Origin of the sequence: Streptomyces sp. ITFR-6 (assembly GCF_031844725.1) — a bacterium.
Classification (GTDB): Bacteria; Actinomycetota; Actinomycetes; order Streptomycetales; family Streptomycetaceae; genus Streptomyces.
In genome coordinates this window covers 4,462,916-4,476,225 of the sequence record NZ_CP134612.1, presented here as the reverse complement: position 1 = coordinate 4,476,225, position 13,310 = coordinate 4,462,916, and the positions used below count along the sequence as shown (strand labels likewise).

Below are 13,310 nucleotides of genomic sequence, written 5' to 3'. Positions count from 1 at the left end.
TGTTCCCTGCCGCCCATCAGGCCGCCCTCCCCGTGGTCGCGAGCACGAGGGTGCCCGCGCTGTACGCCTGGGCGGCCCCGGCGGTGACCACGAACCCGTCGAGCGCGAGCCGCAGGGCGGTGCGGCGGGCGCGGCGTTCGGGGTCGAGGGGGTGGTGGGGGCGGGAGCGGGGGACGAGGCGCAGGGGGCGGTGGGGGGACGGGGGTTGGGATGCGGTGAAGGGCACGGGTGCCGGTGCGGGCTGCGGTACGGGTCCGGGGTGGCGGAAGGCGCGCAGAACGCGCGCCAGGAGGGGCAGAACCACATGCACGAGTGTTCGTGCGAGGTGGGTGCGGATACGGTGGAACATGCTGACGCTCCTTCGAGGCGTTGGCCATGCCCCGGGGTGGTTGCACACCGCCGGGGCACTTTTGCGTCACCCAACCCGGCTTCCGTCACACCGTGTTAGCGACGCAGCACCAACAGTACGGCCCACATGTGGCACGAGACAACATGTTGCGTAAACTCGATGGAGTGACATACGCCGAAGCGCTCATCCCGCCTACGCGAAGTCGTCGAACTCCCCGGCCTTGGCACCCGCCAGGAAAGCCCGCAGCTTCTTGCGCGTGGTACGGACAATCACCTCCGGGTCATCGCTCTCGCGAAGGAGGATGCTCCCGTCTTCCTCGGCCAGCTCGACGCAGCTCCCCGTGTCTGCGGAGAACGACGCCTTACGCCACTGACGTTCCACTGATTCCCACCCTCAGATCCCCTTGGCCAGCCGTCGAATGAAGCCGATCGACTCCTCCGGCTCAATGGCTCGCGCACGCATACGATCAAGAACCGCACGGTAGTTCACGAGGTGCGTCTCCGCGTGAAGGAAGGTCACCCCAGTAGGGACATCGATCTGAACCGTGTCCAGCGCGGCTACCGGGCCGCAGGCGTAGAGAGTCGAGCTTCCCGCGTTCGCAAACCCACCTGCATCGAACGGAACTACGCGAAGCGTGACGTTGGGCCGCTCCGCCTGTGCGAGCAAGTACTCCAACTGCCGACGCAGTACGTGGCGATCACCGAACCGCATCCGCAATGCGGACTCGTGAACCAGGAACTCACACGCGGGCGGGTCAGGACGATCGAGAAGCGCAGAGCGCCGTACGCGGAACTCGATGTGCCGTTCCAGATCTGCGGGGTCCATGGTCGGCACCGCTTCAGCGAAGATTCCGCGCATGTAGTCGGGCAGTTGGAGCATGCCCGGCACATGCATGATCTGCGCCGACAGCAACCTCGCGGCATGGTGTTCCATCTCGGCGATGTCCAGAAGGCCGGCGGGCAACAAGCCCCGGTAGTCATCCCACCAGTTGGGCCCACGCTCCCTGGCCATCGCGACGAGGCCGTCGACGTACTGCGCGTCCGGGCAACGGTAGTTCGTCGCCCAGACCCGGACGCGGTCACTGCTGACACCGGAGCGTGCGGACTCGGTGTTGCTGACCGTGGTGCGGTCGGTGCGGTGGAGGGTGGCGGCCTCGTTGATCGTCATCCCGATGTGCTCGCGCATCCTGCGGAGCTCGGCACCGAGGCGGCGCTGCCGCTCGGTGGACGGCTTTCTGACGGGCATCAACCTCCCCCTCCACTCCGGCTCACCTTGGCCAGACTCCAAGCCTTCCTATTCTCCGACGGACCGACGAGCTCGTGGTGCTCGTTCACCAACCTGGACCCTTCCAGCCAGCACGTCACCCAGAAGCCCTTGCTTCAAATCCCACAGCTTCCCCAGCGCACCTTCTTCGCTGGAGATCCTGGCATCCCAACGACCAAGCAGGTCAACAATTCGGCGCTGCTCGCAGATCGGAAGCAAAGGAAATTGAAGCGCACCGAACCGCTCACCGCCCAGATGCGCAATACTGGTGGTCTGCTTAGCAATCTGAGCAAATTTACCCGCTCTCAGCCAAACTCCGAATACCGCTTGCGCATACTGCGGCAACAGTTCTTTGCCAGATCGAAACCGTACCAGCGTGTTCTGAAAACAGAAATTTCCAGCTTCTCGGTCATAGATTGCACTGCGCCCTACAAGGTTAAGACTCTGCCCCTCATTCAGAAGAATATCACCAGGGCGAAGACCATATACCTGTCGCTCAGAATCCGTGAAGCCCATGCTCTTGACATCCGAGTAGTCGATTCGACTATCCAGAACATTGGCAACTCTGAGGTACGGATACTGCATCGGAGAATTCACACCATCAGGCGACAACTGCTTACCCATACGCACAGATCCCGCCTCTCTGACAGGAACCCAACGAACCTGATCGGATTCTCGGAGTTCCATCAGAGTCGCAAACTCTGCCGCTGCCGCATTGTGGCGCAAGACTCGCAATTTTTCGATTGCTGCACGAGCGGCCTGCTCCAACTCATGTACCGCAACAAAAATCTCAACAATGTGGCGCTGAACTTTCAGCGACGGCCATTTGAGAAGAAAATTCCCAATCGCCCGCTGAGAGATATTTTGCATGCTTTGACTGCTACCTGATGAAGCCAACCCGATCTGACGTCGCAGGGAAGGACTAGCCAGGTAGATGTTCACGAAATGGGCGTCTGCAGCATCCGGATCAAGTACCAGACGCAGCGTCTTGTCCGAGAGCATCAAATGCTCAGGTGTCTCAACCGCAATACAAGACGCACCAACGAGTTCCGGAGTGTTCGCGCGAGAGAAAAGAAGATCGCCAGGGTGAACTTCGTAGCGAGAGTCGATAAGCCCTGAGGCCAGCCCAACAGCTTTGTTCTCCCTCGGCCGAAAACCATCCTTGTGGACGGCGCTGACCTTCAGAACCCCCCAATCGCCGGCTCCAGCAGGCGCATCAGGCAAGTCAGGACTATGCCCAGCATCAATGCGAACAAGTCGACTACTCAGGGGCGCGGTCTCCCATTCGAGTTCAGCCGACATAGCCCAGCTCCTCCAGAAACCCTTCCAGCCGCTTCGACGCAGCCTCACGCCGTGCCTCGATATCCCGCAAAGACACCAGGTACTTCCGCTCCCAACCCAGGTACACGTCGACCAACTCCCTTCGTCGACGCACCACATGGCCCTCCAGCTTCGACGACAAATCGTCCCGGAGGATGCCGAGGACGATCTCGCCTGCCGCCGACTCCGTCAGAGCGTCCCGCACCTTGTGCAGACCAGGCGTGGGCTTCTCCTCATCGGCTTCAGGGGCGACCATGACCGCAAGCGCGGTCTGCCCAGCGGTCGAAGCAGGCTCCACAACCTTCGCCCGCCGCCTCCGCAGCGCGCCCCCCATCCCGTCCAACGGATAGAACGCCTCCTCCAGCGCCTTCACCGCCTTGCCCGCCGCCGTCCGCTCCTTCTTGAGCTTCTTCAGCTCGGGCTCACTCAGCAGCGCATCCGCCACCGCAGGATCAAGGCCCCCCGGCTCCTCGCTGTCCTCCCCCGCCACGCCCGCCGCGGCAGCGGCTCGCGCCGCCTCTGCCTCTTCGGCCGCCCTCACCTTCACGTCCAGCTTCGCCTTGACCTTGTCCGCCTCGGCCAGCTCCCGCAGGAAGTCCGGGGCGATCCGGGCCACCACCTTGTGGCCGTACGCCTGGCGGCGCTCCGTGCCCGAGCGTTTGCGTGCGCCGCCCGTCCAGGGGTTCGGCTCCGGTTCGAGCAGCGTCTCGACCGTGTCGACCCAGCCCTCGACGACCCCCTTGAAGCCGTTGCCGGCCAGGGCCTTCAGCTCGTTCCTGGCGTCCTGCCACCACCCGGCGACCGCCCCCGACAGGGCGTAGCGGTCCAGCAGGTTCACCCCGAGCAGCAGCTGGCGGAACGAGGCGATCAGGTCGGCGCGCAGCCGGGCGAGCTGCGACCGCTTCTCGAACTCCGTGCGGTCGTCGCCCTCATGCGGGGCCAGGGACGCGATCTGTTCCGTCTCCGCCGCCCACCACTTGTCGAACGCGTCCCACAACTCCCGCTCCCGGCCCTCGGCCAGCGCGGTCAGTCGGTCGGCGTCCGGTCGTTCGCCCTCCGGCAGGAAGTCGACGTACGCGGAGTCGTTCTCCCGCTCCGCGAACAGATCGGTCACCCCGACCCCGTACGCCTCCAGCACCTTCGTCTTGTCCTCGGCCTCGATCTCCGACCTCGGTACCCCGCCCGTCAGGTGCGCGCGGACGTCCTGCGGCTCGGGCGGCGGGGTGTTGTCGACGTAGCGGCGGATGTTGAGGTTGTACGCGTTCTCCGCCAGCTCCTCCCGCTTCACCCAGCGGGCGAACCGGGGTACTCCAGTACCGTCCCCCACCTCTTCGTGGAACGTGGAGACGATCTTCTCCACATGCTCAGGCAGCAGCACGTTCTGCGCACGCTCCGAGTGGTACTCGCGGTCGGCGTTGATGAAGAGCACCTGGCCATGCCGGTCCGCGTGCTTCCGGCCCTTGGCACGCAGCACCAGCACGCAGGCGGGGATGCCGGTGCCGTAGAAGATGTTGGACGGCAGACCGATCACGGCCTCCAGCAGGTCGTCCTCGATGAGCTTGGCCCGGATGTCCCCCTCCGTACCGCTGCGGAACAGCACGCCGTGCGGCATCACGGTGAAGACGGAGCCGCCGCGCCCCTCCACCATGTACAGCATGTGCTGAAGGAACATGAGGTCGGCCTTGCCCTTTTCCGAGGTGTGGCCGTACTTCATGCGGTCTTCGAGGCCGGGCGGCAGGTCCTCCACCTTGTAGTCCATGGAGAACGGCGGGTTGCTGAGCACCACGTCGTACGACTTGTCGAGGTGCAGCGGGTTGGTGAGCGTGTCCCCGGTCCGCAGATCGAAGTCGCTGGCGCCGTGGAACAGCATGTTCATCGTGGCCATCACCCAGGAGCCGTTGTTGGCGTCCTGACCGGCCAGGGCCAGGTCCTCGGTGTCACCGCCGTGCTCCTCGATGTACTCCTTGGTGTGGATGAGCATTCCGCCGGAACCTACACATGGGTCGTACACATGCTGGTTGGCCTGCGGACGCGCCAGCTCGACCATCATCCGAACCACCGCACGTGGGGTGTAGAACTCACCGCCCTTGGAACCCGCCGAGTCGGCGAAGTCCTTCAGCAGGTACTCGTACGCGGCGCCGATGACGTCCGGGAACTCGAAATCCTCGCCCCGCAGCCGCAAGGTTCCGAAGTGACCGATGAGTGCGGAGAGGCGCTTGTCCGCGAGCTTGGCCGCCGACGTGCCGGTACCGCCGCCGCCACCGATCCGGTTGAAGTTGACCTGACTGAACAGGCCACGAAGCCCCTCGTTGCCCTTCTGCCCCTCCAGGGCATCCAGTGCGGGCTGGAGGTAGCTCGTGGCCACGTCGTCCACCGCCCCGGCCAGCCGGGACCAGCGGGCCTCCTCCGGGACGTACATGATCCGGTCGGCCGTGTAGCGGTTGGGCTCCTCCGCTTCCTCCTGGGCCTCTTCCTCGCTCGCGCCCGCGTCGCGCTCCTCGGCGACGATCCGGTCGTGGGCAGCGTCGAACTCGTCGTTCACCCGCTTCAGGAACAGCAGCACCAGGAGGAAGTCGCGGTACTCGGCGGCGTCCATGGTGCCGCGCAGGATGTCCGCGGCAGCGAAGAGGTGACGCTCCAGTTGATCGAGCGTGAGCTTGGCCACGGACGGACTCCAAGGTGTGGTGGTGCCTGCGCTGTGCAGCTGAAAAAGGGGGACGCGGGGCGGCGAGCCGCCCCGCCGTGACCGACGAAGACGTATCTCCACGCAGCCTAGTAGCCGCTGAGGAGAAGGCCTTCCTCAACGAACTTCCAGACGTCGGTGAACGGGTCCCACTTTTCGGGATTGGTCGTTTCGACCCGAGCGTTGATCGCCTTTGCGTACTTCTTGGCGTCCTTGTACCGCTGCCCGGCCTTGTCTGTTTCCTTGGTCAGCACCTGCTCCTCGCGCATGTGCTTCGACTGCTGCTCCGAAACGGTGCGGACGTTGCGGCCGTACGTCGCCGCGAAGCCGGGGCGGGAGCGGAGCCGGCCATTGGCGTCGGTGCATACGCCGCCGAAACTGCTGGTGTAGTTCGTGTAGTGCAGGAGCCGCCAGAGTTCGAAGCAGGGATGCGAGTAGGCGACCTTGATGCCTTCCTTGTCCGCGAGCTGTATGGCCTCGCGGATGTTCAGGTGGTCGTCGCGGTCGAAGAGGACCCACACCTCGGGATAGTTCCAGTCCTTGGCCGTCAGCCCGGCGTCCTTGGCCTCGCGGCGAACCTTGCGCAGGGTGATGACGGCGTCCTTGACCATGGGGTACGGCTTGCGGTGCTTGCCCACGGCCTTGTCGTTCTCGAAGTGGTGATCCACACTGCGGCCCGCAGTGGCCGGTGTGCCGTGCTTCAGGATGATGTCGATGTACTCGGGCTCGGTGACCTCGCCCTCGGTGAAGATGTACACCTGACGAGCGCGGTTCGCGCGCCCCTTCCCGCCATCCTTCTTGCGGGAAATGCTGTCCCCTCCCCTTTGCCTCGCCATCAGCCCTCTTCCGCCTCCATCCGCGCCATGTCGTCCGTCCGCGCCAGCCGCCGCCCGATCTGCCCCTCGGAGACCTTCGGCACCGCGCCGAAGGAGCCCGCGAGATACGACGCCATGAGGTCCTCCTCATCCGTCGGCTCCCAGTCGGCGACCGATGACAGCTCCGTGGCCCCGCTCTCGTCCTTCTCCGTGAGCCACAGCTGCCCCGGCTCCAGGAGGCGGCCGCCGCCGGGCGTCCGCAGGAGCGAGGGGTCGTGGCCTGTGAAGATCAGCTGGGCACCCTTGGGGTTCACCCACGCCGTCTGGAAGAGACGTACGACCTCTGCCGCGAAGCGCGAATGCAAGCTCGCGTCCAGCTCGTCGACGAGCAGGACCGCGCCGGTATCGAGGGCGAGCAGGAGCGGGCCGATCAACGCAAACCAGGAGCGGGTGCCCCAGGACTCCGAGGCCCAGTCCAACGCCGTGCGTTCTCCGCCGCTCGTATGGATCAGCTGGATGACCGGGCGTCCGGAGGCCGACCGCTCGACCTCCACGCCCGCGATTCCGAGATCGGCAACCCGGAGCAGTTCCTCGGCCCGGCGCCGGAAGTCTTCGCTCCGCAGCAGCTTCCCGGCCGTGTAGTCCTCGCGCTGGCTGCGCTCTGTCTCGGGAGTGACATCCCACAGGTTGTTCTTGAACCAGTCGAAGACCGGGGTGAGCTGCTCGTGCCCGTCGTTGGCCGCTCGCGTCAGAAGGAGTGCGTCCGGCCGCGTCGTGCGGGCCAGCCGGGCGCGGTCGTGGAGCCGCTCACCGGGGAAGTCGAAGTCCTTGTCACGACCGGCGTCCCGCTCGAACCAGACCTGGCGACGGCCTTTGGGGTAGGCGTAAAGCCACTCCGCCTCGACTCGGCGCGCGCCGAGCTCGAATCCGTATGTCCAGCGGACACCGTCGGCAAGGACGAAGTCCGCCTCGTACAGGGACGTTTGCGATGCCGCTTCGGGATCGAGGGCGAACTCGTCGCGAGGGATGCCATCGTAGGAGGTCCAATCGGCGTAGGAGCGCATGACGGCGTGCTTCATGCTCTTCAGAGCGGCGATCACATTGGACTTACCGGAAGCGTTGGCGCCGAAGATTCCGAGCACGGTGTGGACAGGAAGGTGCTGCCCGTCGGACAGCACCGTCTCGCGGGCCGCGGCCAGCTCCCTCCCGGTCCCCTCGGACGCGACGAACGACAGCTCCTGCTCGTCGCGCAGTGACCGGACGTTCGCCACCCGGAATCTCAGCAGCATCCTGGCTCCTTCATGGCGGACACATTAGTCACACCACCCGGCCCGCGGGTGCGGGTGTTCGGGGGCGGCCGGCACTCGCGACGCAGGCCGCCCCCTCACGGTGTTCCCTACAGGAACGAGTTGATCTCGATCGTCTCGGTCCGGCCGGGGCCGACACCGATCGCGGAGATCGGGGCGCCGGACATCTCCTCCAGCGCCTTCACGTAACCCTGCGCGTTCTTCGGCAGGTCGGAGAAGGTCTTCGCCTTGGTGATGTCCTCCGACCAGCCCGGCAGCATCTCGTAGACCGGCTTCGCGTGGTGGAAGTCCGTCTGGTTGTACGGGAGCTCCTCGACGCGCTTGCCGTCGATCTCGTACGCCACGCAGACCGGGATCTGCTCCCAGCCGGTGAGGACGTCGAGCTTGGTGAGGAAGAAGTCGGTGAGGCCGTTGACCCGGGTCGCGTACCGCGCGATCGGGGCGTCGAACCAGCCGCAGCGGCGGTCACGGCCGGTGGTGACACCGCGCTCGCCACCGATCCTGCGCAGCGCCTCGCCGTCCTCGTCGAGCAGCTCCGTCGGGAACGGACCGGCGCCGACGCGCGTCGTATAGGCCTTGAGGATGCCGATGACCCGGCTGATCTTCGTCGGTCCCACACCGGAGCCGGTGCAGGCGCCGCCCGCGGTCGGGTTCGACGAGGTGACGAAGGGGTACGTGCCGTGGTCGACGTCGAGCAGCGTTCCCTGACCGCCCTCGAAGAGGACGACCTTGCCCGCGTCGATGGCGTCGTTCAGGATCAGCGAGGTGTCAGCGACGAAGGGCTTGATCTGCTCCGCGTACTGGAGCATGTCCTCGACGACCTTGGGGGCCTCGATCGCGCGCCGGTTGAAGACCTTGGCCAGCAGCTGGTTCTTCTGCTCCAGGGCCGCCTCGACCTTCTGCTCCAGGATCGACTCGTCGTAGAGGTCCTGGACGCGGATGCCGACCCGGTTGATCTTGTCGGCGTACGTCGGGCCGATACCGCGCCCGGTCGTGCCGATCTTGCGCTTTCCGAGGAACCGTTCCGTCACCTTGTCGACGGTGACGTTGTACGGGGTGATCAAATGGGCGTTACCGCTGATCAGCAGCTTGGACGTGTCCACACCGCGGTCGTTCAGCCCACTCAGCTCGGAGAGCAGGACGGCCGGGTCGACCACGACACCGTTTCCGATGACCGGGGTACACCCCGGTGACAGGATTCCGGAGGGGAGGAGATGCAGTGCGTACTTCTGGTCGCCGACGACCACCGTGTGGCCGGCATTGTTGCCGCCCTGGTATCGCACCACATAGTCCACGGATCCACCGAGGAGGTCGGTGGCCTTCCCCTTGCCCTCGTCACCCCACTGAGCACCGAGCAGCACAAGTGCGGGCACAGGCGTACACCCCTTCCGGGCGGGGCATGTCCAAGGTCAGGGGGCGTACGTAAACGTCGTACATGCCGTACGACGTTGTACGACAAGGCCTGAACCGTCGAACCGGGTGCCCCGGAATAGACCAAGCCCCTGGCGCAATAGCGCAAGGGGCTCTTGCACCAAGATGCTACCCGAGGAAGGACCGAGGTGTCGGCTGCCCAGCCCCCCGGTAACGGTGCGCCCCATCTGCTGGTGGTGATCGATCCGGTCGCCCGCCGGACGGACGGCGAGTCCGTCCGTATCGCGAAGGACGTGCTGAGCGCGGGCTCGCACGCCAAGATCTGCCTCCCGGACGGACCCGAGGAATTCGCCCGCGCCCTCTCCCGCAGGGGCGGCCGGCGGCCGGTGGTGATCGGTGACGACCGAGCGCTGCGGCGGGCGGTGGCCCAGCTGCACCGGGAGCGGGAACCGGCCGGAAGCGCCCTTTCGCTGATCCCGGTCGGCGCGGCGGCGGCCCTGGAACTGGCCGTCTCCCTCGGCGTGCCGCCGAGTGCGGTGGAGGCGGCCCGCACCGCGCTGGACGGCGCCGTGCGGCGGCTGGACCTGATGGTCGACGACAGCGACGGCGTGGTCCTGGGCGCGCTGCGCATCCCGGCCCCGAGCAGCGCCCCGGGCACGGAGGGCTCCCACTCGGGCGTCACGGCGGTCTGGGACACCTGCCGCTCCCTGGTCCGGACCCTGGTGCACCCGGCGCCCTCCGCCCTGCCCGCGCCGCTGCGCACGCACCGGCTGCGGATCGAGGCGGACGGGGTCCTGCTGAACGATCTGGACCAGCCCGTCGAAGCGGTGACGGTGACCTCGGGGGGCGGCGCCGGTGGCGTCGGCGGCCTCGCGGAGGTCACGATCCACCCGCCGGACGGTGACCCGGTGAGCACCGGGGCCAAGGCCGTCACGGTCTCGGGGCCCGACTTCCGGTACCGCGCGGACATACAGGTCGGCGGGCCGGTACGGACGCGCACCTGGACGGTGCGGGCGGGGGCGTGGGGGCTGATGCTGCCGGTCCCGGCGGCGTAGGCCCCCCGGGGCGGGCCGCCCCGGGCGGCGCTCAGGGGCCCGCGTATCCGCCCGCCGCCGGGAGATCGAGCGTCTTGCGGTGGTCGTGCCAGCGGGCCATCAGCCCCTCCAGCTCCGACTGGAGGAACTCGAAGAACGCCGCCGTCTCCGCGATCCGGGCGCCGGCGGGCGTGTGCTCGCCGAGCGTGCGGGCCCCGTCCCTGAGGGTGCGCTCCCAGCGGGTCAGCACTTGGTCGCGGCTGGCGAAGGTGGTGTACCAGATCTCGTTGTGCAGGCGGTAGCGGTCGCGGCGCGAGCCCGGTTCGCGCTCCCGGCCGACCATGCTGACCTGGGTGAGGTAATTAACCGCGCCGGACACGGCAGCCGGGCTGATCTGCAGCGCAAGGGCGAGCTCGGCCGAGGTCATCGAGGCGTCGTCGTCCGCGAGCAGGGCGGCGAAGACCCGGGAGGCCATCCGCTGCATCCCCGCCTCTGTCATCTCGGACGCGAACCGCTCGACGAAGCGCGAGACCGCCTCCGCATCCCGCTGCACGGGCGCCCCGGCGGCGTCCTGCCGGTCCTCTGCCTTCTCCTTCTCCGCGGATTCGCTGCTCATCAGCCCATCGTCTCCCTGCGTGCCCATCCTCGTCCCGGCCTCATCCCGGCCCCGTCACTCGTCCGAGTTTATACGCTTCCTTATCTTCACAAGTTTGTGAAAGTAGCGTACGTTCAAAATCATGACGAAGGCAATCACCGTGGCCGGACTGCACAAGTCGTTCGGCCGGACGCATGCGCTGGACGGGCTCGACCTGACCGTCGAGTCCGGTGAGGTCCATGGCTTCCTCGGGCCCAACGGATCGGGGAAGTCCACCACCATCAGGGTCCTGCTGGGCCTGCTGCGGGCCGATTCGGGCGCCGCCCAGCTGCTCGGCCGCGACCCCTGGCGCGATGCGGTGGAGCTGCACCGGCGGGTGGCGTACGTCCCCGGTGACGACACGCTGTGGCGCAACCTCTCCGGCGGCGAGGTGATCGATCTGTACGGGCGGCTGCGCGGCGGGCTGGACGACGCCCGCCGTGCGGAGCTCGTGGAGCGGTTCGAGCTCGACCCGACCAAGAAGGGGCGTACGTACTCCAAGGGCAACCGGCAGAAGGTCGCGCTGATCGCCGCGTTCACCTCCGATGTGGACCTGCTGATCCTGGACGAGCCGACGAGCGGGCTCGATCCGTTGATGGAGGAGGTCTTCCAGAGCTGCGTCACCGAGGAGCGCGAGCGCGGGCGCACGGTGCTGCTCTCCAGCCACATCCTCAGCGAGGTCGAGTCGCTCTGCGACCGGGTCTCCATCATCCGCCAGGGGCGGACGGTGGAGACGGGCTCGCTGGCCGGGATGCGTCACCTGACGCGGACGAACATCAGGGCCGAGCTGGCCGGTGAGCCCGCCGGGCTGTCCGCGCTGCCCGGGGTGCACGACCTGGACGTGCGGGGGCACGAGGTCTCGCTCCAGGTCGACACGGACCGGCTCGACGCCGTCCTGAGATCGCTCACCGCGGCCGGGGTCAGGTCGCTGACCAGTACCCCGCCCACGCTGGAGGAGCTGTTCCTGCGGCACTACACCGCCGACGCGGACGGCTCAGACGTGGACGCCGCGGGTGCGGGCGCCGATACGGGGGTGGCGGCGCGGTGGCTGCCGTGACCATGACCGCACCGGCCGGCACCGGGCGCCGGACCGGGACCGGCACCGGACAGCTCGCGGGGACCTGGGCCCTGCTGAGGCTCGCCCTGCGGCGCGACCGGATCATCATGCCGCTCTGGGTCATCGTGCTCGGCAGCTCGTTCTCCTCCGTCGGGAAGTCCATCTCCTCGCTCTACGACACCGGGGCCCAGCGCGCCGAGCTGGCCGCCTCGATGAACGGCAACAGCTCCCTGCGGGCGATGTACGGGCCGGTGTTCAGCGACTCCGTCGGGGGGCTCGTCAGCTGGCGCATGATCGCCTTCGGCGCCGCACTGGCCGCGGTGATGAGCCTGGTGGTCGTCGTGCGGCACACCCGCGAGGAGGAGGAGACCGGCCGTCAGGAGATGCTCTCCTCAGCCATGGTGGGCCGCCGCGCCCCGCTGACCGCCGCGCTGCTCGCGGCCGTCGTCGCGAACGTCGCGCTGGCCTTGGTGATCATGGCCGGGATGGCGGGCTCCGGGGCGGGCGGCGCGGGGGCGGTGGCGATCGCGTCGGCCGTCGCCGGGGTCGGTGTGCTGTTCGCCTGCACCGCCGCGATCGCCGCGCAGTTCACCGAGAGCGCCCGGCTCGCGAAGGGGCTGACGGCCGCGGTGATCGGCGCCGCGTTCGTCCTGAAAGCGGCGGGCGACTCCGCGACGGACGACGGTTCGTCCGTGTTCACCTGGCTCTCCCCGATCGGCTGGGCGGAGAATGTCCGGCCGTACGCGGACGAGCGGGGGTGGGTGCTCCTGGTGATCGCCGGGGCCGTGGCGGTGCAGTGCGCCGCGGCGTACGCGCTGACCGGGCGGCGCGATGTCGGCATGAGCTTCCTGGCGACGCGGCCGGGGCCCGCCCGGGGCCGGATCTCCACCGCCTTCAGGCTCGCCGTGCGGCTCCAGCGCGGTGCGCTGCTGGGCTGGACGGTGTCGTTCGCCGCGGTCGGCGCCGTCTTCGGCGGGCTGACCGGCGGAGCGGCCGATCTCGTGGGGGACAACGAGAAGACCAGGGAGATCTTCGAGCGGATGGCCGGCCATCTGCTCATCGCCTTCGGCGGCGCCACCCTGATCATGGCGGCCGGCGGCCTCGGCCTCGCCGCCGGATACGGGCACGAACTGCCCGCCGTGCTCGGCGCCGCGCTGATACAACTGCCCGCCGTCTGGCTGCTGGGCGGGGGTGACGGCCCTGCTGTACGGGGCGCTGCCCAAGGCCGCCCCGGCCGCCTGGGGGCTGGTGGGGATCTGTCTGGCCCCGGGCTGGATCGGCCCGGCCCTGGATCTGCCGCGGCCGGTGATGGACCTGTCGCCGTTCACGCACCTGCCGAAGCTGCCGGGGACGGAGCTGGTGTGGGGTCCGGCGGTGCTGCTCACCGTGCTCGCGGCGGCCCTGACCGCGGGAGGGCTGGCGGCGCTGCGGCGGCGCGACATGCTGAACTGAGCGGAGCGGCCCGCACCCCGGGTCG

At 67.8% G+C, this 13,310-nt stretch carries 11 protein-coding genes and 1 pseudogene; 3 read left to right on the top strand and 9 right to left on the bottom strand.

Annotated elements, in window-relative coordinates; translation table 11 throughout:
- Nucleotides 1-16: 16 nt before the first annotated feature.
- The 8 genes from RLT59_RS20350 to RLT59_RS20315 form a co-directional block, all read right to left on the bottom strand.
- Nucleotides 17-349 carry a hypothetical protein gene (locus RLT59_RS20350; RefSeq protein ID WP_311304707.1) on the bottom strand — a complete coding sequence of 111 codons (333 nt, stop codon included), beginning with the start codon at nucleotides 347-349 and terminating at the stop codon, nucleotides 17-19.
- Nucleotides 350-541: 192 nt separating this feature from the next.
- Entirely contained in the window at nucleotides 542-730 is a 189-nt protein-coding gene (locus RLT59_RS20345) for a DUF397 domain-containing protein (protein WP_311304706.1), read from the bottom strand.
- Nucleotides 731-742: 12 nt separating this feature from the next.
- A complete protein-coding gene (locus RLT59_RS20340) occupies nucleotides 743-1,594 on the bottom strand; it encodes a Scr1 family TA system antitoxin-like transcriptional regulator (protein ID WP_311304705.1) in 852 nt (283 codons plus the stop codon).
- Nucleotides 1,595-1,642: 48 nt separating this feature from the next.
- Nucleotides 1,643-2,914: a restriction endonuclease subunit S gene (locus tag RLT59_RS20335; RefSeq protein ID WP_311304704.1), complete on the bottom strand. Its 1,272-nt coding sequence runs from the start codon at nucleotides 2,912-2,914 to the stop codon at nucleotides 1,643-1,645.
- A complete protein-coding gene (locus RLT59_RS20330; protein ID WP_311304703.1) occupies nucleotides 2,904-5,597 on the bottom strand; it encodes a type I restriction-modification system subunit M in 2,694 nt (897 codons plus the stop codon). Before RLT59_RS20330 ends, RLT59_RS20335 begins: the two co-directional genes overlap by 11 nt.
- 107 nt (nucleotides 5,598-5,704) lie before the next feature.
- On the bottom strand, nucleotides 5,705-6,373 hold the full coding sequence (locus RLT59_RS20325; protein WP_311304702.1) for an RloB family protein: 669 nt from the start codon (nucleotides 6,371-6,373) through the stop codon (nucleotides 5,705-5,707).
- Nucleotides 6,374-6,450: 77 nt separating this feature from the next.
- A complete protein-coding gene (locus RLT59_RS20320; RefSeq protein ID WP_311304701.1) occupies nucleotides 6,451-7,719 on the bottom strand; it encodes an AAA family ATPase in 1,269 nt (422 codons plus the stop codon).
- 107 nt (nucleotides 7,720-7,826) lie between these two features.
- Entirely contained in the window at nucleotides 7,827-9,110 is a 1,284-nt protein-coding gene (locus RLT59_RS20315) for an adenylosuccinate synthase (protein ID WP_311304700.1), read from the bottom strand.
- A gap of 186 nt (nucleotides 9,111-9,296) precedes the next feature.
- On the opposite strand from RLT59_RS20315, the gene RLT59_RS20310 reads away from it, so the two are divergent.
- Complete coding sequence (locus RLT59_RS20310) at nucleotides 9,297-10,163, top strand: diacylglycerol kinase catalytic domain-containing protein (RefSeq protein WP_311304699.1); 867 nt, start codon at nucleotides 9,297-9,299, stop codon at nucleotides 10,161-10,163.
- Between the two features lie 31 nt (nucleotides 10,164-10,194).
- Here RLT59_RS20310 and RLT59_RS20305 read toward each other — a convergent pair whose 3' ends face one another.
- Nucleotides 10,195-10,758 (bottom strand): GbsR/MarR family transcriptional regulator, encoded by a 564-nt coding sequence (locus RLT59_RS20305; RefSeq protein WP_311304698.1) that lies wholly within the window; start codon nucleotides 10,756-10,758, stop codon nucleotides 10,195-10,197.
- 121 nt (nucleotides 10,759-10,879) lie between these two features.
- On the opposite strand from RLT59_RS20305, the gene RLT59_RS20300 reads away from it, so the two are divergent.
- Nucleotides 10,880-11,833: an ABC transporter ATP-binding protein gene (locus RLT59_RS20300; RefSeq protein ID WP_311304697.1), complete on the top strand. Its 954-nt coding sequence runs from the start codon at nucleotides 10,880-10,882 to the stop codon at nucleotides 11,831-11,833.
- A gap of 2 nt (nucleotides 11,834-11,835) precedes the next feature.
- Nucleotides 11,836-13,285, top strand: a pseudogene (locus tag RLT59_RS20295) (ABC transporter permease).
- The last annotated feature ends 25 nt before the right edge of the window (nucleotides 13,286-13,310 follow it).